This window comes from Vibrio sp. 1151_11, from assembly GCF_029478525.1.
Classification (GTDB): domain Bacteria; phylum Pseudomonadota; class Gammaproteobacteria; order Enterobacterales; family Vibrionaceae; genus Vibrio; species Vibrio anguillarum.
The window spans coordinates 52908-75867 of record NZ_SHMN01000021.1 but is presented as its reverse complement, the minus strand read 5'-3'; the positions used below and the strand labels follow the sequence as shown (position 1 = coordinate 75867).

24 protein-coding genes are annotated in these 22960 nt (G+C 46.9%); 14 read left to right on the top strand and 10 right to left on the bottom strand.

Annotated features, from left to right (window positions below; genetic code table 11):
- Positions 1-386 precede the first annotated feature (386 nt).
- Positions 387-935 carry a gamma carbonic anhydrase family protein gene (locus tag EXZ60_RS14785; RefSeq protein WP_208891737.1) on the top strand — a complete coding sequence of 183 codons (549 nt, stop codon included), beginning with the start codon at positions 387-389 and terminating at the stop codon, positions 933-935.
- Here EXZ60_RS14785 and EXZ60_RS14780 read toward each other — a convergent pair whose 3' ends face one another.
- The 4 genes from EXZ60_RS14780 to EXZ60_RS14765 form a co-directional block, all read right to left on the bottom strand.
- On the bottom strand, positions 936-1202 hold the full coding sequence (locus EXZ60_RS14780) for a DUF1488 domain-containing protein (protein ID WP_010319906.1): 267 nt from the start codon (positions 1200-1202) through the stop codon (positions 936-938).
- 2 nt (positions 1203-1204) lie between these two features.
- Positions 1205-2035, bottom strand: a complete 831-nt coding sequence (aroE, locus tag EXZ60_RS14775) for a shikimate dehydrogenase (protein WP_013855524.1) — start codon at positions 2033-2035, stop codon at positions 1205-1207.
- A 64-nt stretch (positions 2036-2099) separates the two neighbouring features.
- Positions 2100-3014 carry an oxygen-dependent coproporphyrinogen oxidase gene (gene hemF / locus EXZ60_RS14770; RefSeq protein WP_010319908.1) on the bottom strand — a complete coding sequence of 305 codons (915 nt, stop codon included), beginning with the start codon at positions 3012-3014 and terminating at the stop codon, positions 2100-2102.
- 20 nt (positions 3015-3034) lie between these two features.
- Positions 3035-3592 (bottom strand): L-threonylcarbamoyladenylate synthase, encoded by a 558-nt coding sequence (locus EXZ60_RS14765; RefSeq protein WP_277435902.1) that lies wholly within the window; start codon positions 3590-3592, stop codon positions 3035-3037.
- A 200-nt stretch (positions 3593-3792) separates the two neighbouring features.
- Between EXZ60_RS14765 and purE the strand changes: the two genes are divergently transcribed.
- Complete coding sequence (gene purE / locus EXZ60_RS14760; RefSeq protein ID WP_277435901.1) at positions 3793-4278, top strand: 5-(carboxyamino)imidazole ribonucleotide mutase; 486 nt, start codon at positions 3793-3795, stop codon at positions 4276-4278.
- Positions 4279-4282: 4 nt separating this feature from the next.
- The gene (locus tag EXZ60_RS14755) at positions 4283-5422 is read left to right on the top strand and encodes a 5-(carboxyamino)imidazole ribonucleotide synthase (protein WP_094146993.1); all 1140 of its coding nucleotides are present in this window, start codon (positions 4283-4285) and stop codon (positions 5420-5422) included.
- 72 nt (positions 5423-5494) lie between these two features.
- Here the strand turns inward: EXZ60_RS14755 and EXZ60_RS14750 are convergent, their stop codons facing one another.
- The 4 genes from EXZ60_RS14750 to EXZ60_RS14735 are packed head-to-tail and all read right to left on the bottom strand — an operon-like array spanning position 5495 to position 8813.
- On the bottom strand, positions 5495-6067 hold the full coding sequence (locus EXZ60_RS14750) for a type I DNA topoisomerase (RefSeq protein WP_029189869.1): 573 nt from the start codon (positions 6065-6067) through the stop codon (positions 5495-5497).
- Between the two features lie 27 nt (positions 6068-6094).
- Positions 6095-6571: a DUF494 family protein gene (locus EXZ60_RS14745; RefSeq protein ID WP_013855530.1), complete on the bottom strand. Its 477-nt coding sequence runs from the start codon at positions 6569-6571 to the stop codon at positions 6095-6097.
- A gap of 2 nt (positions 6572-6573) precedes the next feature.
- Entirely contained in the window at positions 6574-7683 is a 1110-nt protein-coding gene (gene dprA / locus EXZ60_RS14740; RefSeq protein WP_017043685.1) for a DNA-processing protein DprA, read from the bottom strand.
- On the bottom strand, positions 7683-8813 hold the full coding sequence (locus EXZ60_RS14735) for a LysM peptidoglycan-binding domain-containing protein (RefSeq protein ID WP_277435900.1): 1131 nt from the start codon (positions 8811-8813) through the stop codon (positions 7683-7685). Before EXZ60_RS14735 ends, dprA begins: the two co-directional genes overlap by 1 nt.
- A 140-nt stretch (positions 8814-8953) precedes the next feature.
- Here EXZ60_RS14735 and def point away from each other — a divergent pair, with 140 nt between their 5' ends.
- The 6 genes from def to EXZ60_RS14705 all read left to right on the top strand — a co-directional run bounded on the left by def (position 8954) and on the right by EXZ60_RS14705 (position 15223).
- Positions 8954-9463 carry a peptide deformylase gene (gene def, locus EXZ60_RS14730; protein WP_038148727.1) on the top strand — a complete coding sequence of 170 codons (510 nt, stop codon included), beginning with the start codon at positions 8954-8956 and terminating at the stop codon, positions 9461-9463.
- A gap of 16 nt (positions 9464-9479) precedes the next feature.
- Positions 9480-10427, top strand: coding sequence for a methionyl-tRNA formyltransferase (gene fmt, locus EXZ60_RS14725; protein ID WP_094123310.1), 948 nt, complete (start codon positions 9480-9482; stop codon positions 10425-10427).
- Positions 10428-10486: 59 nt separating this feature from the next.
- On the top strand, positions 10487-11767 hold the full coding sequence (gene rsmB / locus EXZ60_RS14720) for a 16S rRNA (cytosine(967)-C(5))-methyltransferase RsmB (RefSeq protein ID WP_094125643.1): 1281 nt from the start codon (positions 10487-10489) through the stop codon (positions 11765-11767).
- Positions 11768-11841: 74 nt separating this feature from the next.
- Positions 11842-13218 carry a Trk system potassium transporter TrkA gene (gene trkA, locus EXZ60_RS14715; protein WP_026027554.1) on the top strand — a complete coding sequence of 459 codons (1377 nt, stop codon included), beginning with the start codon at positions 11842-11844 and terminating at the stop codon, positions 13216-13218.
- Positions 13219-13230: 12 nt separating this feature from the next.
- Positions 13231-14676, top strand: coding sequence for a TrkH family potassium uptake protein (locus EXZ60_RS14710; protein WP_277435899.1), 1446 nt, complete (start codon positions 13231-13233; stop codon positions 14674-14676).
- Between the two features lies 1 nt (position 14677).
- Positions 14678-15223, top strand: coding sequence for a DUF3157 family protein (locus tag EXZ60_RS14705; RefSeq protein ID WP_277435898.1), 546 nt, complete (start codon positions 14678-14680; stop codon positions 15221-15223).
- On the opposite strand, the gene EXZ60_RS14700 is transcribed toward EXZ60_RS14705, so the two are convergent.
- A complete protein-coding gene (locus tag EXZ60_RS14700; protein WP_277435897.1) occupies positions 15220-15888 on the bottom strand; it encodes a hemolysin III family protein in 669 nt (222 codons plus the stop codon). The genes EXZ60_RS14705 and EXZ60_RS14700 overlap by 4 nt on opposite strands.
- A 700-nt stretch (positions 15889-16588) precedes the next feature.
- On the opposite strand from EXZ60_RS14700, the gene EXZ60_RS14695 reads away from it, so the two are divergent.
- The 5 genes from EXZ60_RS14695 (at position 16589) to EXZ60_RS14675 (ending at position 21398) form a co-directional block, all read left to right on the top strand.
- Positions 16589-16855, top strand: coding sequence for a YihD family protein (locus EXZ60_RS14695; protein WP_029189868.1), 267 nt, complete (start codon positions 16589-16591; stop codon positions 16853-16855).
- Between the two features lie 269 nt (positions 16856-17124).
- On the top strand, positions 17125-18543 hold the full coding sequence (gene ccoG / locus EXZ60_RS14690) for a cytochrome c oxidase accessory protein CcoG (RefSeq protein ID WP_017043675.1): 1419 nt from the start codon (positions 17125-17127) through the stop codon (positions 18541-18543).
- A 46-nt stretch (positions 18544-18589) separates the two neighbouring features.
- Positions 18590-19576 carry a serine/threonine protein kinase gene (locus EXZ60_RS14685; RefSeq protein ID WP_026028515.1) on the top strand — a complete coding sequence of 329 codons (987 nt, stop codon included), beginning with the start codon at positions 18590-18592 and terminating at the stop codon, positions 19574-19576.
- A 30-nt stretch (positions 19577-19606) separates the two neighbouring features.
- Positions 19607-20206, top strand: a complete 600-nt coding sequence (locus EXZ60_RS14680) for a thiol:disulfide interchange protein DsbA/DsbL (protein ID WP_026028316.1) — start codon at positions 19607-19609, stop codon at positions 20204-20206.
- 232 nt (positions 20207-20438) lie between these two features.
- Entirely contained in the window at positions 20439-21398 is a 960-nt protein-coding gene (locus tag EXZ60_RS14675) for a DUF2860 domain-containing protein (protein ID WP_277435896.1), read from the top strand.
- 5 nt (positions 21399-21403) lie between these two features.
- Here the strand turns inward: EXZ60_RS14675 and EXZ60_RS14670 are convergent, their stop codons facing one another.
- Positions 21404-22927, bottom strand: coding sequence for a YifB family Mg chelatase-like AAA ATPase (locus tag EXZ60_RS14670; RefSeq protein ID WP_094146999.1), 1524 nt, complete (start codon positions 22925-22927; stop codon positions 21404-21406).
- Positions 22928-22960: the final 33 nt, after the last annotated feature.

Here is a 22960-nt window from a genome sequence, read left to right as displayed (position 1 = left end):
GATAAATCTTTTTTGATTATCATCAACGAGTGCCCACACAGATTGATAGGTTTATATTGTTAAAGAGCGTTCTTCGCTGGGTTGCCGAGGCTTCCTTTGAAGAGGCGGCCATTCTAGCGAGATAATGAAAAGTGTCAAACACTTTTTTACATTATTTCGTCTTACCGATTTGACCTACTGATTGGCTGGCTAATTGGGCTTGAACCCTTACTGGCTGTGCCGTGTCAGTGAGGCGGCATTATAGAGATCGCCGTCACGTTGGCAACCCCTTTTTGCTGTTTTTTTTGATTTTCTGTTCGTTGGGATAATTTTTATTCAAAAAGAGTTGTTTTGACGCTATTTCTGTTTAATTTATCTTATGGCGTCAGTTATTAAAGGAGACGAGCATGTCATCAATTCGTAGTTATAAAGGAATATCCCCACAAATCGGACAGCGCGTCTATATAGATAGTAGCTCGGTGTTGGTTGGCGATATTGTTTTAGGCGATGATTCCAGCATATGGCCATTGGTTGCAGTCAGAGGCGATGTAAACCATATTCACATTGGCCAACGTAGCAACATTCAAGATGGCAGCGTACTGCACGTGACTCATAAAAACACCGAAAACCCGGATGGTTTTCCACTTATTATTGGCGATGACGTCACAATTGGCCATAAAGTGATGCTGCATGGTTGCGTAATCCATGATCGAGTCTTAATTGGCATGGGAGCAATTGTGCTCGATGGCGTAGTCGTTGAATCGGAGGTGATGGTTGGAGCTGGCAGTTTAGTGCCACCAAACAAGGTATTGGTTAGCGGCTATCTTTATGTAGGATCCCCAGTGAAACAGATCCGCCCGCTAACAGATAAAGAGCGAGCTTTTTTGCTTAAATCTTCCGACAACTATGTGCAGAACAAAAATGACTATCTTACGAGTGTCAAAGAAAGCCATTAACTAAGCTTTAATCTCTATTTGTCCATCTAAATTGAACGCTTCATCTTCAATCAAGCTTTCAGCAAGCTCTTCAAGGTCAAATCGCCATTGTTCAAAAACTTGAATAGCTTGCTCACCGTTAGTAATCATTTCACCAGACAGATGGCTCAGTACTGACTTGTGTACCGTACACTCGAGCAAAGCTCCCGCGTGTTGAGCAGGAAAAAGTACGCTTTGGCTTGCCGAGTGCCACGTTTGTCGGTCAGGAAATAAAATCGCTTGATTCATGATTAGCCTTCTAGATTTTTTCTCAGTTCTCTCAATATTTGTCGAGAACCCGGCCTGAGTCCGCGCCATAGCATAAAGCTCTCCGCAGCTTGCCCAACCAACATCCCCAAACCATCATAAGCATGAGCGCAATGATGACTTAATGCCCACTGATTGAATGTTGTTAATCCTTTGCCATACATCATGTCATAGGCAACACTGCTCTTACTGAAGATCGTCGGAGCGATATTTGGCAATTCACCATCTAAACTAGCCGAGGTCGAGTTAATGATGAGGTCAAAATGCTGATTAATCTCTTCCAGCGCGATTGCTTTTACCGCGCCAAAGGGACTAAAAAGCGTGGCGAGCTGCTCGGCTTTTGCAAAGGTGCGGTTGGTAATCACGATACTTGTAGGGTGCTGATCGAGTAAGGGCTTAATCACGCCGCGCGCCGCGCCGCCAGCACCAATCACTAAAATGGAAGCATCTCGTAGTGGCACTTGGTACTGAAGTAGATCTTGAACCAGCCCTTCTCCATCGGTGTTATCACCAATAATTTCGCCATCATCTAATTTTTTCAGTGTATTGACCGCGCCTGCAAGTTGAGCTCGCTCGGTTAATCGATCCGCAAACTGATACGCTTCTTCTTTAAAAGGCACGGTAATGTTGCACCCTCGGCCACCGGAGGCAAAAAAGGTTTCAGCCGCTTGTTTAAAGCCATCTAGAGCCGCGAGTTGAGCGGTATAGTGCATTTCCTGACTGGTTTGCCGTGCAAAAAGTGTGTGGATCATCGGCGACTTACTGTGCCCAATCGGATTACCAAATACTGCATATTGATCAATGTGCTGAGCCATATCCTTGCCTCTCGATAATTAACAGGGCCACCTCGGCGCCCCTATCATTGAAAATGTACCGCTGTCACCACTCCCTCGGCAGCAAGAAGGTGTTTAATTTCGCCTCTGCGCTGCCCTCTTCCGCTTGATAACGATATTGCCAACGAGCTAATGGCGGCATCGACATTAAAATCGATTCCGTTCGACCGCCACTTTGCAAACCAAACAATGTGCCGCGATCATACACTAAGTTGAACTCTACATAGCGACCACGGCGATAAAGTTGAAACTGGCGCTCTCTGTCACCGTACTCCATCGCTTGGCGACGTTCAACAATCGGCAAATACGCAGCGGTGTATCCTTTACCGACAGCTTGCATATAAGCAAAACAGCGCTCAAATCCCCAAGCGTTTAAATCATCGAAAAATAGGCCACCAATACCGCGCGTTTCATTGCGATGAGGGAGGAAGAAATACTCATCGCACCACGATTTATGTTCGGCATACACTTTTTCACCAAAAGGAACACACAGTGCTTTCGCTGTGGCATGCCATGATTGAGCATCTTCTTCAAACGGATAGAAAGGCGTTAAGTCAAATCCTCCGCCAAACCACCAGATAGGATCTTCGCCTTCTTTTTCAGCGATGAAGAAACGAACATTGGCATGAGAAGTCGGAACATAGGGATTGTTTGGATGCATCACCAAAGAAACCCCCATCGCTTCAAAATGACGTCCAGCTAATTCAGGGCGATGCGCGGTCGCTGAAGCGGGCATTTGCTGCCCTTGCACATGTGAGAAATTCACGCCGCCTTGTTCAAAAACACGGCCTTCTTTCATCACTCGAGTTCGCCCACCGCCTCCCAAACGCTCACTCGGTTCGCGATGCCATGCATCTTCTTCAAACAGTGCTTGGCCATCCGCTTGTTCAAGTTGCTGGCAAATGGAATCTTGCAGCTCAAGCAAAAATTGTTTGACGGCTTGCTTATCAATGGTTGGCATCGCTTGCTTCCTTAGCAGGGTTAACCCTGTCTTAATACTTGTGAGGTTTTCGCGTCACGAATTTCACTGGGCTTATTTCGACCACCGGTTTGACCATCTAAAATCGCAACCAGTTGCTCACCCAGTTGCGATTCAACTTCTTCCGTTGTCAGGCAAGGTGCAAGACCACTTAAATTCGCACTGGTCGAGGTTAATGGTTTTCCAAACGCATTGCATAGCTTTTGCACTAAAGGATGATCTGTCACACGTACGGCTATCGAATCAAATTGTCCACTCACCCAAGTAGAGACTTTATCACTTGTCGGCATTATCCATGTCACAGGGCCAGGCCAGGTGGCATGTACTCGTGCGAGCTGCTCTGATGTCAACTGGCTCTCATCAATATAAGGAAGCAATTGTTCGTAAGAGGCCGCAATTAAAATCAACCCCTTTTCCATAGGACGCTGCTTGAGCGCTAAGAGCTTCTGAATGGCTTGCGGGTTATCTGGGTCACACCCAACCCCAAACACGCCTTCCGTTGGGTAGGCAATTACTTCACCGTCACGTAGAGCCTGCAAAGTGTGTTCAAAGTTATTCACAAAAACTGTCCATCGGTTTCTTTAATACAGTGCGGCTAAGTGTACAAACTTCGTTGAAAACTGGCTAAAGCTATTTGTTTATAAAATGTATCAATTCCACAATTAAGCTGACGCAAACGTTTTCCTAAGGAAAAAATACTCGTATAATGCGCGCAAATTATCCCGCTCACCCCATTTTTAGAAGTATTAAGGAGTTTGAGATGAAAGTCGGAATTATCATGGGTTCAAAATCCGATTGGCCCACAATGAAGCTAGCTGCTGACATGTTGGATCAATTTGGTGTGGCATACGAAACCAAAGTTGTCTCTGCTCACCGCACACCTCAACTTCTTGCCGATTACGCCACCAGCGCAAGAAAACGCGGCCTTAAAGTCATCATAGCTGGCGCAGGCGGAGCCGCACACCTGCCGGGCATGACGGCAGCGTTTACTAGCTTACCGGTACTTGGCGTTCCCGTTCAGTCAAAGGCACTCAAAGGGATGGACTCTTTACTCTCGATTGTGCAAATGCCAAAAGGGATTGCGGTGGGCACCTTAGCTATTGGAGAAGCAGGCGCGGCCAATGCTGGGTTGCTTGCCGCGCAAATCATCGGCACCAGTGATGAGGCCGTCATGGCAAAAGTGGAAGCATTTCGTTTAGCACAAACTGAAGCGGTGTTGAGCCACCCTAACCCTGCAGAGGATTGATACTATGCACGTTTTAGTCTTGGGCGCTGGGCAACTGGCACGCATGATGGCGCTGGCTGGCGCTCCTCTGAACATTCAAATCTCCGCTTTTGATGTGGGCAGCGGTAACATCGTCCATCCTTTGACATTACACATCACTGGTCATGGTTTAGATAATGCGATCAAACAAGCGGATGTCATTACTGCTGAATTTGAGCATATTCCCCATGAAATTCTCACCGTTTGTGAGCAAAGTGGTAAGTTTCTTCCTAGCGTCGAAGCCATTAAAGCCGGAGGCGATCGCCGTCTTGAAAAAGCGCTACTCGATGAAGCCAACGCAAAAAATGCCCAATACTTTGTCATTAATACTCGTGAAGATTTAGATGCCGCGATAACTAACATCGGCCTGCCTATGGTTCTAAAAAGTGCACTTGGTGGCTATGACGGAAAGGGGCAATGGCGTTTAAAAGAAGCTTCACAAGCAGAGCTCATTTGGCCAGAAATGGAAGCCTGTATCCAAGCCACTCCGACTCAAGCGATAGTGGCAGAGCAGTTTGTCCCCTTTGATCGTGAAGTCTCCTTAGTCGGCGCGCGTGCCAAAGATGGCAGCATCGCGGTTTACCCGCTGGCAGAAAATGTGCACATTAACGGTGTACTAAGTTTATCAACGGCGATAGATGACCCAGCCTTGCAAGAGCAAGCACTGTCGATGTTTACCTCGGTTGCCGCTCGTCTCAATTATGTCGGTGTGCTAGCGCTCGAGTTTTTTGATGTGCAGGGAACATTGTTGGTGAATGAAATTGCACCACGAGTCCATAACTCTGGTCACTGGACACAGCAAGGCGCAGAAACCTGTCAATTTGAGAATCACCTTCGCGCAGTATGTGGCTTACCTTTAGGCAGCACGAAGTTACTTCGCCCAACCGCGATGATTAATATTTTGGGTGAGGACAATTTACCAGAAGCCGTGATGGCGATTGAAGGCTGCCACATTCATTGGTATGGCAAAGAGAAACGTGCTGGGCGCAAAATGGGCCATATTAATGTCAGTGCAGATTACAACGCGCAGTTGCAACGAACGCTCTGTCGCTTGGCTGAAGTACTTGATGCGACAACGTATCCAGCCTTGCACCATTTTGTTCAAGCGCTCAAACCGACTCTCTAAAACAAACCTAATTGACGATAAATACGGATAAAAAATGGCACGTTCAATGTGCCATTTTCATATGCCGTCACTTTACTCTGTGGCGGATTGAATATGACCACATTTTCGATCAGCACATTGCAGCTTAATACCACTGGCGAGTTTTTTCTCTATCAATAATCCGAACCCACATTTTTCGCATTTACCGGCAACAGGTTGCTGATTAACGGCAAACTTGCATTTAGGGTAATTATCGCAAGCATGAAAAGTTTTACCATGGCGCGTTTTTCGCTCCACTAAATGGCCTTTCAAACATTCAGGACAAAGCTGTTTTGACTGAGGAACATTGTCTGCAGGGGAATCTGTATCTTGGATATGGTGGCAATGCGGATAATGACTACACCCGATAAACATGCCATAACGACCTTGGCGTAACACTAATTCATGGCCACACTCTGGGCATGGCACACCCAACTCCTTAACGATATGACCATCATTTTGCTGCAGCGGCTTAATATAGTCACAATTGGGATAATGGTTACAGCCTAAAAACAGCCCATGCTTACCCTGACGAAGCTGTAATTGGCCACCACATTGCGGACAAGGCTCATGCTGCAGCGCTTGTCCATGCGCAGAAAAAAGGGGGGACTCGGTTTTACGACTCATAATGCTCAACTAAACGAACGGCTGCAATCAATGCAAAATACCTTGATCTTTGGTGTATAGCAGCTCTTCCATAAGCGTGTAAGCATTTTCATTTCCCGGTACATTAAATAGCACCATCAAAATGATCCACTTTAAGTCATCCAATTCAAATTCATTGGTTTCTAAACCCATCACTCGATCAATCACCATTTCACGAATTTCAGGGGTTAATACTTTCACTTGTTCAAGGAACAATAAAAAACCTCGGCTTTCAAGATCCAGCCTGTCCATCTCTTGTGCTGTGTACATTCGCATCGAAGTCGCAGCACTGGTTGCCATCGCTGAATGAGCATCGGTTTGTTGCAATGCCGCAAGCTCTTCTAACCAATTCAGGGCCTTATAGATATCTTTCTGGTGAAAACCGGCTCGAAGCAATTCATCTTCAAGCTCATCTTGATCGACTTGCAAATCTACATCGCTATGGACGTAGGTTTCAAATAGATACATCAATATATCCATCATCATAGCTAACCCTTCCCCTTACGAATATAGCCGCCAGAAACGGCAACAACATGACCTGAAAGCTCAAGTTCTAAAAGCTGCATCATGACTTCATGGACAGGTATATGGGTCCTGCTCGCAAGAATATCAACAGGCGTAGCCTCTACTCCTACGTTAGCTAACAGTTCAGCAAATGGCAATTGCTGATCGCTCTGTACAGAAAATAAATCAGGTTGAGGCTGCTTTTGGCGCAATGACCAGTCTACTAAGGTGCCGATTTCAGATAATACTTGTTCACTGTTTTGCACCAAGCACGCCCCACAACGAATAAGTTGATTACTACCGTGGCAATTTGGGTTAGCAATGGAGCCCGGAATAACAAACACATCTCGCCCTTGCTCAGCCGCATAGCGCGCCGTGATCAACGAGCCACTTTTCTCCGCCGCTTCCACCACTAAAACACCAACAGCTAACCCGCTGATAATACGATTTCGCCGCGGAAAGTTATCTGGCCTTGGTTTGGCTTTGGGACGAAATTCCGAGACTAATGCTCCGCTTTCCATCACCCGTTGCGCTAATTTTTTATGTCGCGCTGGGTAAATAGATTCAAGGCCCGAACCGAGCACGGCTATCGTCTCACCACCCGCTTGCAACGCACCGTCATGAGCATGTCCATCAATACCTAATGCCAAACCACTGGTGACAAGTAAGCCCTGTTGCACAAATTCTCGCGCAAACTGATGAGCAACTCGTTGGCCATCAGGGCTCGCATTACGACTGCCGACGATCGCCATTTGCGGATCAGAGAGTGCTGTTATTCGTCCTTTGACAAATAAAACCGGAGGTGCGGTAGCAATTTCTTTTAGTAAAGAAGGATAACCATCGCAAAATGGAGTAAGGATATGATGAGACTCATTAGCTTGCTGCCAACTTAGGCATTCTTCAACTTCTTGAGGGGCCGTCTCGCGCAGATAACGGATTTGCTCTTGAACTAGACCCAACGCGGCTAACTCCCGCTCGGAATAGTCAATTAAATGAGCAAGAGAAGCGACGCTAGCAAGGCGAGAAAGTTTCTTGCCACCCAATTTGGGCACAAAGCTGAATGCTAGCCACGCCGCTAATTCGTTCTGCTCCATCAGCTTACGGTATCATCCTTAACCATCGGATCCGTATCGGCTTGTTCATTTAGCTCGATTGTTAGCTCTGGTTTGAGCGGCGAAACCGCGATTACACTTTTACCAATCGGCACGAGGCTATCGGTAATCAAAGCCAAACTAAAATGTTCATAAGGTCGAATGACCATCAAACTGCCCACCAAGCTGCTTGGTAATTGCAGGGTTTCATCAAGGTTCTGTTGGTGCTGTCCTCTCTTTCCAGATACTTTAGAACCGGCTTGAATCAAATCAAACATCGTCCCTTGACGCAGTTGATCTGCAAGGCCTTTATCGATCACAACTACCTGATTCTGCGCCGAATACTCACTACCCTCCAACGATCCGAGGATATGCGTTTCAGCTTGTAGTCGCGATGGCGATGGGAAAAAAGTGGTTGAAAGCATTAAGGTTTCGACGCCCACTTCAGGCAGGGCAATATCATTGACTCTTATCTCTTGTTGCTGTGCGGTGATGGTTAGCCCGCTAAAAGCCTCATCGGCGGAGACTAATTCACCAGAAGCAATCAAACGCAAAGCAACCATAGTTTTATTTTTCGCGGCAGCATCATGACGAGAAAACTCAGCAATTTCACGATAAATACCCCATTTGGGGTGAGTCTGTTGCCCGCTTATGTAGAGCGTATCTTGCGCCGTCAGATATTGTTTACCGTCGCTGGCACCGAGCACACGCTGGCTTTCTTGTAATGTTTGCTTATCCAGTAAGCGATCCGTATGCAGATACGGCAACACTAATCCCTCTTGCACCGTCGGAACCGCTTTTTTCTCAAGCACACGCACTTTCGGACTCAACTTGACCATAGGTTTTAAACTCAACACTGGCTGTCCGTTACGCCAGACTAAGGTCAGCTTATCGCCGGGATAAATCAAATGCGGGTTATCGATCTCTGGGTTAATTTGCCATAAACGTGGCCACAACCATGGGTTATCAAGATAGAGCGCAGAAATATCCCACAAGGTATCTCCTTTGACGACCGTGTATGTCTGCGGGGCATTTGCTTTGACGGTAAGCGCCATATCTTCCGCCGCCAACGCATTAACGACCAGTGACAACGGTAAAAACACACACACTAAATAACGAATAAATCGTAACATGACCTCTGTTCCTTGGCCGAAATAAGTAAGGATGAATCAGATTATTAACATTTGGATGCTGTCATTTGGGTCATAAAATGTCTAGAATTGAGCCAACAAGCTTTAAGCTGTTTCGGCACAGTTCAATATTTCGAGTGTATATGTCTGTATTACAAGTATTAACATTCCCAGATGATCGTCTTCGTACCGTGGCAAAACCGGTAGAGAAAGTGACACCTGAGATCCAAAAAATCGTCGATGACATGATTGAGACTATGTACGACGAGGACGGTATCGGCCTTGCCGCAACGCAAGTCGATATTCACCAACGCATCGTTGTGATCGATATTTCAGAGAGTCGCGACCAGCCAATGGTTCTGATTAACCCTGAAATCTTAGAGAAACGCGGTGAAGATGGCATTGAAGAAGGCTGTCTGTCGGTCCCGGGCTCACGCGCCCTTGTTCCTCGCGCAGCAGAAGTCACAGTCAAAGCGTTAGATCGTGATGGCAACGAATTCTCATTTGAAGCGGATGACCTTTTAGCCATTTGTGTTCAACACGAGCTTGATCACTTACAAGGCAAATTGTTTGTGGATTACCTTTCGCCATTAAAGCGTAAGCGTATTAGAGATAAGCTAGAGAAAATCAAACGCTATAACGAAAAAAACTAACTTAAGTGAGGTTACCTTGAGCCAATCATTACGCATTGTGTTTGCAGGTACTCCGGACTTCGCCGCCCGTCATTTGGCGGCGTTGTTGTCTTCGGAGCATGAGGTTATCGCGGTGTACACTAAACCAGATAGCCCGGCAGGGCGCGGTAAAAAACTGACCGCCAGCCCAGTGAAACAGATGGCCGTTGAGCACAATATTGCTGTGTATCAACCAGAGAACTTTAAGAGCGACGAAGCCAAGCAAGCGCTCGCCGATCTCAACGCGGATTTAATGGTAGTGGTCGCCTACGGATTACTGCTACCGAAAGCCGTACTTGATATGCCAAGGCTTGGCTGTATTAACGTACACGGTTCCATTCTGCCACGGTGGCGTGGTGCCGCACCGATCCAACGCTCGATCTGGGCGGGAGACAGTGAAACGGGTGTAACCATCATGCAAATGGATGTCGGCCTAGATACGGGCGATATGCTAAAAATTGCTAAGCTGCCGATTGAGGCAACAGACACCAGCGCTTCTATGTATGACAAACTGGCCGAGTTAGGCCCACAAGCGTTGGTAGAATGCATCGCCGATATCGCTAGTGGCAAAGCGATTGCCACTCAACAAGATGATACATTGGCTAACTACGCACAAAAACTTAGCAAAGAAGAAGCCAAAATCGATTGGTCAGCGGATGCTGCTTTTATTGAACGCTGCGTGCGTGCTTTTAATCCATGGCCAATGAGCCATTTTTATGTGGCTGAGAACAGCATTAAAGTGTGGCAAAGTCGCGTTGAAGCACAAACCAGCGACCACCCTGCAGGCACGATTGTTCAAGCCGATAAATCGGGTATTTATGTGGCAACCGGCAACGGCTTACTGGTGCTTGAGCAGTTGCAGGTGCCGGGCAAAAAAGCGATGTCAGTGCAAGACATTCTCAATTCGCGCGCAAGCTGGTTTGAAGTCGGCACACAACTTAGCTAAACCTTAACGAGGGCAGAGATGCCCTCATTGATTTTCATTTATTTAAAGTCGGTACTTCTATGAATGTTCGCGCAGCTGCGGCTAACGTGTTGTTTCAAGTGGTTGATAAAGGCCACTCACTTTCTCACGCACTTCCTGCGGCGCAAAAAACCATCCGCCCAAGAGACCACGCTCTGTTGCAAGAGATCTGCTATGGGGCTTTGCGTTATTTGCCTCGTTTGGAATCCATTGCCAATGAGCTAATGGACAACCCACTGAAAGGGAAAAAGCGGGTTTTTCACCATCTTATTTTAGTTGGTATCTACCAATTGAGCTTTATGCGCATTCCCGCTCACGCCGCAGTAGCCGAGACGGTTGAAGGCACTAAAACATTGCGCGGTGAAAATTTAGGTGGGCTAATCAACGCCGTATTGCGCAGCTACTTGCGCGATCAAGAAGCACTGGACGCTATCGCCGTTAGCCACAACGCAGGCAAATATGGCCACCCAAGTTGGCTACTTAAACTGTTACAACAAGCGTACCCAGAACAGTGGGAAACGGTTGTGCAAGCGAACAATCAAAAAGCGCCAATGTGGTTGCGCGTCAACCGTCAGCACCACACTCGTGATGAATATCTTGCACTACTAGCTAGCGAAAATATCGAGTGCAGCGTGCACTCTCACGCCGCCGACGCAATAAAACTCGCTGCACCTTGCGATGTAACGCTTTTACCCGGTTTTGATCGTGGTTGGGTATCGGTGCAAGATGCCGCTGCGCAGTTAGCGATTGACTACCTTCAACCTAAAGCAGGCGAGCTGATTTTAGATTGCTGCGCCGCCCCAGGGGGTAAAACCGCGCACATCTTGGAACACACACACGATACTGAAGTGGTTGCGATTGACAGCGATGCAACCCGCCTTGAACGCGTCTATGACAACTTAGAACGCCTGCAACTTCGCGCTGATGTGATCTGCGGTGATGCTCGTTACCCTGAAGAGTGGTGGCATGGCGAACAATTTGACCGAATTTTATTAGATGCACCTTGCTCTGCCACTGGGGTTATTCGCCGTCATCCAGACATCAAATGGCTACGTCGTGGTAGCGATATTGAGGCATTGGCTCAATTACAAAGCGAAATACTGGACGCAATGTGGAAGCAATTAAAAGTCGGTGGCACTATGGTTTACGCGACCTGCTCAGTCACTCCACAAGAAAACAGCTTGCAGGTCAAAGCCTTCTTAGAACGAACTCATAACGCTCAATTAGTGGGTTCCGATCGTGAGCAGCCGGGGCGTCAGATACTCCCCGGAGAAGAAGATATGGACGGTTTTTACTACGCAGTATTAACCAAACAAGCGTAAATTCGACGCACATTGGCAGCATTATTGCTGCCTTTTCAGTGGCCGATATTCGGCAGGTAGAAAGAGAACAGAGTATGAAAATCATTATTCTTGGTGCAGGTCAGGTCGGTGGCACACTGGCCGAAAACTTGGTCGGCGAGAACAATGACATCACCATTGTCGACAAAAATAGTGACCGCTTGCGCGAGCTGCAAGACAAGTACGATTTGCGGGTGATTCATGGCCACGCCAGCCACCCTGATGTACTGCGTGAAGCGGGCGCACAGGACGCGGACATGCTGGTTGCGGTCACCAATACCGACGAAACCAACATGGCGGCATGCCAGGTGGCGTTCTCTTTGTTTAATACGCCCAACCGAATTGCGCGTATTCGTTCTCCTGAATATCTGCTTGAAAAAGAGACTTTGTTTCAGTCAGGCGCGATCCCGGTGGATCACCTCATTGCCCCTGAAGAGCTAGTGACGAGCTATATTGAACGGTTGATCCAATACCCCGGCGCACTGCAAGTAGTGAGTTTTGCCGAAGAGAAAGTGAGCCTAGTGGCTGTGAAAGCTTACTACGGCGGGCCATTGGTGGGTAATGCTCTTTCAGCGCTACGTGAACACATGCCGCACATTGATACCCGCGTCGCGGCCATTTTCCGCCAAGGTCGGCCGATTCGCCCGCAAGGCACTACCATTATTGAAGCTGACGATGAAGTGTTCTTCGTGGCAGCCAGTAATCATATTCGCTCGGTCATGAGTGAGCTACAGCGGCTGGAAAAAACCTATCGTCGTATCATGATTGTTGGCGGGGGTAACATTGGGGCAAGCTTAGCTAAACGTTTAGAGCACAGCTACAGCGTTAAACTGATTGAGCGTAATTACCCACGTGCAGAGCAGTTATCGGAAGAGTTAGAAAACACCATAGTATTTTGTGGTGATGCAGCGGACCAAGAGCTGCTAGCCGAAGAGAACATCGACCAAGTCGATGTATTTATTGCGCTCACCAACGAAGATGAAACCAACATCATGTCCGCCATGCTCGCCAAGCGTATGGGCGCGAAAAAAGTGATGGTACTTATCCAGCGTGGCGCGTATGTCGACCTCGTACAAGGCGGCGTGATTGATGTCGCGATTTCACCCCAACAAGCCACCATTTCCGCACTGCTGACTCACGTACGTCGTGCCGATATCGTTAACGTCTCTTCGCTACGCCGTGGCGCGGCAGAAGCGATTGAGGCAATTGCACATGGCGACCAAAACACCTCTAAAGTGGTGGGACGCGCAGTGGGTGATATTAAACTGCCACCGGGCACAACCATTGGCGCGATTGTGCGTGGTGAAGAAGTGTTAATCGCCCATGACCGCACTATTATCGAGCAAGATGATCACGTGGTGATGTTCTTAGTGGATAAAAAGTACGTGCCCGATGTGGAAGCCTTGTTCCAACCTAGCCCATTTTTCCTATAGGTCATTGGCGTCATGCTGAATTTACGCCCCATTTCATTCGTTATAGGACTCGTGCTATCTAAGCTCGCCCTATTTATGTATGTGCCGACACTGGTCGCTTTTTTTACCGGTACGGGTGGCTTCCTTGATTTTGCTCAAGCGGTCATCATCACTCATATTGTCGCCTTTACCTGCTTAAGCTTAGGGCGTACCGCGCACTTTAAGCTCAGCGTGCGCGATATGTTTCTCATCACCAGCTTAGTGTGGACGGTTGCCAGCGCTTTCGCGGCGCTCCCTTTCGTCTTTATCAACCACATCAGCTTTACCGACGCCTACTTTGAAACTATGTCAGGGTTAACCACTACAGGTTCAACCGTGCTCAGTGGCCTTGATAATATGCCGCCCAGCATCTTGTTGTGGCGTTCTATTCTGCAATGGCTTGGTGGGGTTGGGTTTATCGTAATGGCGGTAGCGGTATTACCAATGCTCAATGTGGGTGGGATGAAACTGTTCCAAACCGAATCGTCTGATTGGTCCGATAAAAGTAGCCCACGCGCCAAAACTGTCGCGAAAAATATTGTGCTGGTCTATTTGGTACTGACCTTACTGTGCTTGATTGGCTATATCCTCACTGGCATGACGCTTTTTGAAGCGATCAACCACTCATTCACCACCTTGTCGACTGGTGGATATTCCACCTCCGACGGTTCGATGAACCACTTCTCAAACGGTGCACATTGGGTAGCAACGCTGTTTATGTTTTTGGGGGGCTTGCCCTTTCTACTGTTTGTTGCTGCGGCCCGAAAACAAAATATCAAAGTGATCATAAAAGACGCACAAGTTCGCGGATTTGCTTATCTTTTCCTAATTGCCAGTCTCATCATTGCGTTGTGGCTGAATCTCAAACTAGGCTACTACTGGTTGGACGCTCTGCGAGTGGCGATGTTTAATATCGTTTCAGTGGTCACGACTACTGGTTTTGGTTTGGAAGATTTCACCGCCTGGGGCGCACTGCCAAGCACACTGTTTATCTTCTTAATGGCAGCAGGAGCTTGTTCCGGCTCAACCTCTGGTGGGATTAAAGTGTTCCGCTTCCAAATTGCGATGACGCTGCTCAATAAACAAATTATGAAGTTGGTCCATCCATCAGGCATCTTCGTACAGCGCTATAATCATCGTCCGGTTAATGATGATATTGTCCGCTCAGTCGTCGCTTTTGGTTTAACCTTTTTCATCACTGTCATTGCTATCGCAGGCGCGCTCAGTGCAATGGGCCTTGACCCTGTCACCAGCATTTCAGGTTCCATCACAGCAGTGGCCAACGTTGGTCCCGGAATGGGCTCGGTGATTGGTCCAACGGGCAACTTCGCACCACTGCCTGACGCAGCAAAGTGGGTTCTGAGCTTAGGGATGTTGATGGGGCGTTTAGAAATTTTGACGATTATCGTTCTGTTTTTCCCTGCATTTTGGCGACGTTAAGATGAAGACAATACCTGTGATAATGATGCTGTTAAGCATGACAGCAAGCGCAGCATCTTGCGCGCAAGTTCTGACCTTAGAAGATGGCCGCCAAGTGAAACTCAATGATGATTTCACATGGCAATATGTTGAACCGCAATCAATGTCGCCGGAAACCGTCATTCACGCGGCCCCTATTGCTCAAAAAGCCCGAGCAACCACCTTTGAGATGGGGAGTGAAAAACCGATTTTACAACTGTCAGATTCTGGAGTGGAAGTGGTACTCGGCGCGGCTTACTACCAAGGAGATACACTCGTTATCCCAACAGCCATCACCAATCAAAGCTCGCAATCTGTCATTGCGGTAGTGCTCAGCATTACTCTTTATGACGAGCAAGGTCAACCATTGTTCACTCAGCAGTTACCCATTTGGCAATCCATTAAACGGATGGCTGATAGCTATTTACGCCCACAAACTCAAGCGCAAGGAAAGCCGCTTACCCTTCAGGTTGATCGCCAGCAAGGCTATCAAATTTCGGCCAACATTGAGCGGGTTGAGATGCGTTAAGCACTTACTGGGTGAACAAAAAGGTAAACCGCAAAAAAGTGACAAGTACTGCCACCTAGCACGAATAAATGCCAAATCGCATGGTTATAGGGAATGCGTTTCGCTACATAAAAAATCACCCCGAGCGAATAGACCAAACCACCAACAGCAAGTAGCACCAAACCACCGACCTCGATATTGAGGGCCAGTTGGTAGATCACAACCAAGGATAACCACCCCATCGCCAAATAAGTCACTAGTGAGAACTTTTTAAAACGGTAGACAAAGGCAATTTTCATAATGATACCGAGCAGCGCCAGCAGCCAGATCACCACCATAAGACCTATCGCCAAAGGAGTGCGAAGGCTGACCAACAAAAAGGGTGTGTAACTTCCGGCAATCAGTAGATAAATGGCACAGTGGTCGAACGTTTTTAGCCAGCGTTTGGCTTTCGGTGTCGCAACGGAGTGATACAGCGTTGAAGCAAGGAATAACGCTATCATGCTGCCACCATAGAGACTCATGCTGATATAAGTCAATGCATCGGCCTGCGCACTTGTTGCCTTGATCAGCAGCAAGACTAAACCGACAAAACTAAGTAATAGCCCCAAACCATGACTCAGTGCATTCGCCCGTTCTTCACCAGCACCATAGCCGTCATTGTCAACAGCAGACATAAACACCATACCAAAAGCAATAAAATGTGGGCTTAGTATTGCACACCTCAGCTTACAACTGTAAGCCTAAATACAAATTTCGTAACGAAACGGGTATCAAGGAGAGCGATAAAGCGCGAGTTTTTTGTAAACGACATAGGTACCTCCTATTTAACAAAACGCGATGTAATGCCGATCAGATGACAAACTCAACCAAGCATCTCACACAATTTTAAGCTTTATTTGCAGGAATATTCATCTCAACAATCGTTCAACTATCGATCAATTCAAAACTTGGTGCTAATCTAACTACGATATGAAAGCATATCGTTATTCCTGAATCATTATTTGGATTGGCGAGAGCCAGAAGAGCCACACTTCAATTATGAAGCTCAACTCATGGTGATTCAGGCCATTAGATTGGCAATGGATGTGCCTGACCGTTAGGTTAATGAATGCGCCCAACAGCTGTCAGGTTTTCGCACACAAACCGTAGTGCAATGCGTCGTCGTAGTGGTTTTGCTGCTGCTCCGACTACAAAAAAAGTCGCTCCAGCAATGACTTTAGTTGAAAAAAATGCCCTTACTGCATCGAGCACAACTAATGTTGTTCAGGCAGCGTAATTAAAAAGCGCAGCTAAACCCTGCGCTTTTTCTTTGCGCTCAATTGGACTTCAATCCGCAATTTGATACCTTTACTCAAAATACTTATAAAAATTGGGGAAAAGAGAATGCAATGTCATCGAATTGAAGAGCTAATTGAACTACTTGCGCCTGAATGGCAAAAAGATCAGCAGCTCAACTTAATGCAATTCATCACCAAACTGGCTCAAGAAGCGGGTTATAAAGGACCATTAGAAGCGCTTACAGATGATGTATTGATCTACCATCTAAAAATGCGCAACAGCGCCAAAGACGAAATGATTCCAGGCCTGAAGAAAGATCAGGAAGATGATTTTAAAACAGCCATTTTACGCGCGCGTGGCATCATAAAATGATGTAGCCCCTGTGATAGTGATCAAGATAGCGGCCTTATTAGGTCGCTTTTTTATTATTAGCGATAAGCCTCACGAGTTGAGGCTTTATTGTTAAAGGTTGATAGTGTTAAAGAAATAAAATTGTTATTGGCGTTATACTTGCCGCTTAATAAATAAAGATTGAACAATGATAATTTCTCATCTTGGTATTGTACCCAAAGAGAAAACAGCAATGTCGCAGAGTGTGAACTAAAAGAAATCACACCTTACAGCCCAACAAGGATCATTTCATGAGTCAGGACAAAATCGATATAAAGGATGTGACTCCTAAAATATTCAACCCCAAAACTCACAAAGGCAACGGTGACCGTTTTAACCCCAGCAACCGTATTTATGTGCGCGAAAGTAAAGGTACTTATCAACAACTCCGCCGTTATGGCGGCTGGTTTTTATTACTGCTTTTTACTTTGGTACCGTGGATCTCTTATGGTGATCGTCAAGCAATTTTGCTCGATATCGGCCACCAGCAATTTAACTTTTTCGGCACCACACTTTATCCACAAGACCTCACTCTACTTGCCCTGTTATTTATGATTGCGGCATTCGGCCTGTTTTTTATTACCACTTTTCTTGGCCGTGTCTGGTGTGGCTATCTGTGCCCGCAAACTGTGTGGACATTTATCTACATTTGGTTTGAAGAAAAACTCGAAGGCGCCGCCAATAAACGCCGCAAGCAGGACTCAGGAAAACTCACAGCCAATCTTGCTATAAGAAAAGCCATCAAACACATTGCTTGGCTGGCGATTGCACTCGGTACTGGTTTTACTTTTGTCGGCTATTTCGTCCCGGTACGCGAACTCGTGGTGAACTTTTTCACACTCGATGAAAGTTTCTGGCCCGTCTTCTGGGTACTCTTTTTCACCCTTTGTACTTACGGCAATGCAGGCTGGATGCGTTCGATCGTCTGCATCCATATGTGTCCTTATGCTCGCTTTCAGTCTGCGATGTTTGACAAAGATACCTTTATTGTTGGCTATGACAGCAAACGCGGTGAAACTCGTGGGCCACGCGCTCGTAAAGCCGATCACAGAGCACTCGGTTTAGGTGACTGCATTGATTGTGATTTGTGCGTACAAGTGTGTCCGACTGGCATCGATATTCGTGATGGCTTGCAGTACGAATGCATTAACTGCGGCGCTTGTATTGATGCGTGCGATACCACGATGGAACGTATGGGCTATGAAAAAGGGCTCATCAGCTATACCACGGAGCACCGCCTCTCCGGCCACCACACCAAAATACTCAGGCCTAAATTACTCGGTTATGGCACGGTACTGCTGGTGATGTTTGGCTTATTCATCGCTCAAGTAGCCAGTGTTGATCCGGTCGGCTTAAGTGTATTGCGTGATAGAAACCAGCTATTTAAAACCAACAGCAATGGTGAAATTGAGAACACTTACACCTTGAAAGTCATCAACAAAACTCAGCAAACGCAAGAGTATAAGCTTGACGTGAAAGGGCTATCGGACGTCTCTTGGTATGGTAAACAAACCATTCAAGTCAAACCAGGAGAGGTATTGAACCTACCAACCAGCCTTGGCGTCGCTCCTGACAAACTCAGCTCTCCTATAGCGACGATTCAGTTTATACTCACGGACAGTAACCAATTCACGATAGAAGTTGAGAGTCGGTTTATTAATAAACTCTAACTTCGTAACGAATGGAAAAGGGCTCAGTAATGGGCCCTTTTTAATCATGACCAAAGCTTCTTTCCATTTTGATGCACTCACCCCTGATACCATGTGGTATGCCTTAGAAAGCATCGGCATTCGTGCTGAATCAGGATTTCTGGCACTCAACAGTTACGAAAACCGCGTTTATCAATTCATCGATGAAGAACGCCAACGCTATGTGGTGAAATTCTATCGACCTCAGCGCTGGAGTGTTGAGCAAATTCAAGAGGAGCACGATTTCACACGCGAGCTGTACGCGGCGGAAATTCCGATTGCTGAGCCATTACTCATCAACGGGGCAACCTTACATCACTATCAGGGCTATCATTTCGCGCTGTTTAACAGTGTGGGTGGGCGGCAGTTTGAAGTGGACAATATGGACCAATTAGAAGGCGTGGGCCGATTTCTTGGACGCATTCATCACATCAGTGCCACTCGTACATTTGTTCATCGCCCGACCATCAGCTTAGATGAGTATCTTTATCAACCCAAACAGCTATTGGAAAATGCGTCCTTTATACCTCAGCACTTGCAAAATACCTTTTTCAGTGACTTATCGTTATTGATCAACAAAATTGAACAGCAATGGCCAGCAAAATCCGCGGCCATCCGCTTGCATGGTGATTGCCATCCAGGCAATATTTTGTGGCGAGATGGGCCCATGTTTGTCGATTTAGACGATGCTCGCAATGGACCAGCAGTACAGGATTTGTGGATGCTACTCAATGGCGAATTGCAAGATAAGCGAATGCAGTTGGACATTATCTTAGAGTCGTATCAAGAGTTTCACGATTTTAATCCAGCCGAATTGAAACTAATTGAACCGTTACGCGGTCTACGAATGGTGCATTACATGGCATGGTTGGCCAAACGATGGCAGGACCCTGCTTTTCCACTCGCCTTCCCTTGGTTTAATGACCCTAAATATTGGGAAAGCCAAGTGCTTGCGTTTAAAGAACAAATAGCAGCATTAGACGAGCCTACGCTCTCACTAATGCCACAATGGTAAGTCACCTTGAAGCAATAAATGGAGTACACAATGAAGAAGCTGTTTGCACTGGTTGCAACCTTACTGCTGAGCTTATCGGCTCATGCGGCCCAATTTAAAGAAGGTGAGCATTATAAAGTGCTTGATCTTGAACCCTCTAAAAATCCAACCGTGACGGAGTTTTTCTCCTTTTACTGCCCACACTGCAATACCTTTGAGCCGATCATCGCCCAACTGAAAAAGCAGCTCCCACAAGGGGTTACTCTGCAGAAAAACCATGTTTCTTTTATGGGTGGCTCTATGGGTAAATCAATGAGTAAAGCTTACGCCACCATGCTTGCCCTCAAAGTTGAAGACAAAATGGTGCCCGTGATGTTTAACCGCATCCACACGATGCGTAAACCACCAAGAGATGATGCGGATCTACGTCAAATCTTCCTAGACGAAGGTATTGATGCGGCAAAATTTGATGCCGCCTTTAATGGTTTTGCCGTCGATTCAATGGTGCGCCGCTTTGACAAACAGTTCCAAGAAAGCGGCCTTTCAGGTGTGCCTGCTGTCGTGGTTAACAATCATTATTTGGTGCAGGGACAAGGTGTTAAATCGACCAATGAATACTTCGAACTGGTCAATTACCTACTGACCAAGTAATCATTCAAAAATGAGGAGCAACGGCTCCTCATTTTTACTTAATCAAGTTCAACCTTGCAGCGCTTTCTCATACAACCAATATTGAAACACAAGCCATCGCAGCACAAAACTGTGTATGCTTAAGACAAAGCTCACCCTTCATTCATAAAACGGTCAGATTAGTTTTATCGTGTCGTCATCCAAGTTTATTCATATACTTAACCACTATTGAATCAAAGTATGGAAACTCCTAATGAATAAATACCTGTCCATGACGCTTGTTAGCGCTCTGGCTTTTCATGTATCTGCCGAACTGGCTCCAGAAACAGGTTTAAGTGGTGAGATTGCCATTAATACTATTTTTGCATCTTCTCAATCTCAATTTGATACGAACGGTGATGAACGTATTACATCACTCGAAACAAAGAGTAGCACGCAGTCAAACTTTGCCGTTGGGCCTTTGGGTAACCTTGCTTACACCTTCGGGGACAAACGTCAACAACAGGTTTATCTAGGCACCTCACGTGATGATATTGCCGTCGGCACTTTAGCGCTTCAGTTGGGGTATCAATATGAGATGGAGACAGGCACCGTGGTTGATGTGGCTTTTTTGCCGACCGTGATGTCTGGAAAAACCTGGGCCAATCCTTACCAACTCAACAGTCAGCGCCAAGAAACCGATGAGTCAGGAAATGCCTACCGATTAACATTCAATAGTATTCAAGGCAGCCCATGGACTATCGATGTCGCTTACGCGACCAAAGAGATCGACAACGATCAGTTTCCAAGCCCTGAACTGGCTCGTGATGGTAAAAGTTACTACCTAAAAGGGCAGTACCGTTACTCTCTGAGCCCAACCAGTTTGTTACAGCCCTCCATCACTTATATCAACCACCAAGCGGATGGCGACGCCAATACTCATCACTCTTACGCCGCCGATCTCTCCTACTTCACGTTTATCAATCGCCATAAACTGGCGCTGACCGCTGGTTATACCAAGCGCGACTATCAAGGTGGAAATTCACTGTTTAATCACACTGTGCGTAATGACGATGAACTGAGCCTATTCTTCGCGTACGAATACAGTCAATTTATGGATTGGGATGATTGGTCATTAATCGCTTTAGCCGGTTATAACCAATCGAGCTCAAACCTCTCGTTTTACGACGAATCGTCTCTCTTTACAGCGCTAGGGTTAAATTACCAATTTTAAGTTCATTACACCGCTTGTGCGGTCAGTTGTTTCAACAAGCGGTCCATCGCTCGATAGCCGAGTGCTTCCGCTAGATGGGGCTTAGCAATCTGCTCGGCCCCTTCTAAATCCGCAATCGTACGCGCCACTTTGATAATGCGATGATACGCGCGGATGGAGAGCCCTAGGCGGTGCAGTGCATTTTCCAAAAATTCGGCGTCAGCCTTAGTTAAAGGGCAATACTGTTCAATTTCTCGGCTCCCCAACAAAGCATTAACCTTGCCATTACGAATCACCATCCGTTCACGAGCAATCAACACTCTTTCTTTAACCACAGCCGTTGCTTCACCTCTTTCGCCGCCATTTGCCAGCATTCCTTTGGGAAGCGAGGGGATTTCTATCGACATGTCAAAGCGATCAAGCAGTGGCCCCGATAAGCGTCCCAAATAGCGCAAAATACTCTGCGGGTTGGCTCTGGCTTGCGTGCCTTCGTAATAACCAGTTGGGCTGGGGTTCAACGCCCCCACTAATTGAAAGCGAGCTGGAAAACGAGTTTTGCCTTGCGCTCTTGAAATAATAATTTCACCTGACTCTAATGGCTCACGCAATGAGTCGAGCACTTTTCGTTCAAATTCCGGCATTTCATCAAGAAACAATAACCCATTGTGTGCCAAAGAAATTTCCCCCGGCCTCGGAATAGAACCGCCACCGACCAGCGCCGCCATTGAACTGGAATGATGAGGCGAGCGAAATGGCCTTTGCTTCCAGTTGTGCTGGTTGATGTCTTGTGGAGTCAGAGAAGCAACCGAAGCAGTTTCCATCGCTTCATCTTCATTCATTTCTGGTAATAAATCACACAACCGAGAGGCAAGCATGGTTTTACCCGTTCCGGGTGGACCGAGAAAAAGCAGGTTATGGTTGCCCGCAGCTGCGATTTCTAACGCTCGCTTTCCTTGCTGTTGACCAATGATATCTTGCAGATCGCGAGTATTTTTCGCTCGGCATGGTTTAGGTTCGGTTTGAAAAAGAGAGAGGATTTGCTGGCCACACAAATCAGCACACACCTCAAGCAGTGTTTGCGCCGATTTATGCTGATCCTTTGCCACTAACGCAGCTTGATCACCATTACCATGAGGCACAACCAAACAGCGCTTGGCTCGATTCGCAGCTAAAGCGGCGGGTAATACACCTTTAACAGGACGCAACTCACCAGATAAGGCTAATTCACCAATAAACTCATACCCATCTAACTTCGTTAGCGCTATCTGCTGTGAGGCCGCCAAAATACCCAACGCGATCGGTAAATCAAATCGACCGCCCTCTTTGGGGAGATCCGCAGGGGCTAGATTGACCGTGATACGCTTGGCGGGAAACTCAAAGCGGGAATTAATGATAGCGCTGCGCACGCGATCACGAGACTCTTTAACCGTCGTTTCTGGCAAGCCGACCAACGTAAAACCGGGCATACCATTGCTAATATGTACTTCAACTGTCACTGTCGGTGCTTGCACGCCAACACTGGCTCGGCTGTGAATAATTGCGAGTCCCATTTCATTCCTTTGTGGTTGTTTAAAAAGTGTTCG

Coding starts and splice junctions, on each gene's coding strand:
- EXZ60_RS14785 (WP_208891737.1), top strand. CDS start 387: ATGTCATCAATTCGTAGTTATAAAGGAATATCCCCACAAATCGGACAG.
- EXZ60_RS14780 (WP_010319906.1), bottom strand. CDS start 1,202: ATGAATCAAGCGATTTTATTTCCTGACCGACAAACGTGGCACTCGGCA.
- aroE (WP_013855524.1), bottom strand. CDS start 2,035: ATGGCTCAGCACATTGATCAATATGCAGTATTTGGTAATCCGATTGGG.
- hemF (WP_010319908.1), bottom strand. CDS start 3,014: ATGCCAACCATTGATAAGCAAGCCGTCAAACAATTTTTGCTTGAGCTG.
- purE (WP_277435901.1), top strand. CDS start 3,793: ATGAAAGTCGGAATTATCATGGGTTCAAAATCCGATTGGCCCACAATG.
- EXZ60_RS14755 (WP_094146993.1), top strand. CDS start 4,283: ATGCACGTTTTAGTCTTGGGCGCTGGGCAACTGGCACGCATGATGGCG.
- EXZ60_RS14750 (WP_029189869.1), bottom strand. CDS start 6,067: ATGAGTCGTAAAACCGAGTCCCCCCTTTTTTCTGCGCATGGACAAGCG.
- EXZ60_RS14745 (WP_013855530.1), bottom strand. CDS start 6,571: ATGATGATGGATATATTGATGTATCTATTTGAAACCTACGTCCATAGC.
- dprA (WP_017043685.1), bottom strand. CDS start 7,683: ATGGAGCAGAACGAATTAGCGGCGTGGCTAGCATTCAGCTTTGTGCCC.
- EXZ60_RS14735 (WP_277435900.1), bottom strand. CDS start 8,813: ATGTTACGATTTATTCGTTATTTAGTGTGTGTGTTTTTACCGTTGTCA.
- def (WP_038148727.1), top strand. CDS start 8,954: ATGTCTGTATTACAAGTATTAACATTCCCAGATGATCGTCTTCGTACC.
- rsmB (WP_094125643.1), top strand. CDS start 10,487: ATGAATGTTCGCGCAGCTGCGGCTAACGTGTTGTTTCAAGTGGTTGAT.
- trkA (WP_026027554.1), top strand. CDS start 11,842: ATGAAAATCATTATTCTTGGTGCAGGTCAGGTCGGTGGCACACTGGCC.
- EXZ60_RS14710 (WP_277435899.1), top strand. CDS start 13,231: ATGCTGAATTTACGCCCCATTTCATTCGTTATAGGACTCGTGCTATCT.
- EXZ60_RS14705 (WP_277435898.1), top strand. CDS start 14,678: ATGAAGACAATACCTGTGATAATGATGCTGTTAAGCATGACAGCAAGC.
- EXZ60_RS14700 (WP_277435897.1), bottom strand. CDS start 15,888: ATGGTGTTTATGTCTGCTGTTGACAATGACGGCTATGGTGCTGGTGAA.
- EXZ60_RS14695 (WP_029189868.1), top strand. CDS start 16,589: ATGCAATGTCATCGAATTGAAGAGCTAATTGAACTACTTGCGCCTGAA.
- ccoG (WP_017043675.1), top strand. CDS start 17,125: ATGAGTCAGGACAAAATCGATATAAAGGATGTGACTCCTAAAATATTC.
- EXZ60_RS14685 (WP_026028515.1), top strand. CDS start 18,590: ATGACCAAAGCTTCTTTCCATTTTGATGCACTCACCCCTGATACCATG.
- EXZ60_RS14680 (WP_026028316.1), top strand. CDS start 19,607: ATGAAGAAGCTGTTTGCACTGGTTGCAACCTTACTGCTGAGCTTATCG.
- EXZ60_RS14675 (WP_277435896.1), top strand. CDS start 20,439: ATGAATAAATACCTGTCCATGACGCTTGTTAGCGCTCTGGCTTTTCAT.
- EXZ60_RS14670 (WP_094146999.1), bottom strand. CDS start 22,927: ATGGGACTCGCAATTATTCACAGCCGAGCCAGTGTTGGCGTGCAAGCA.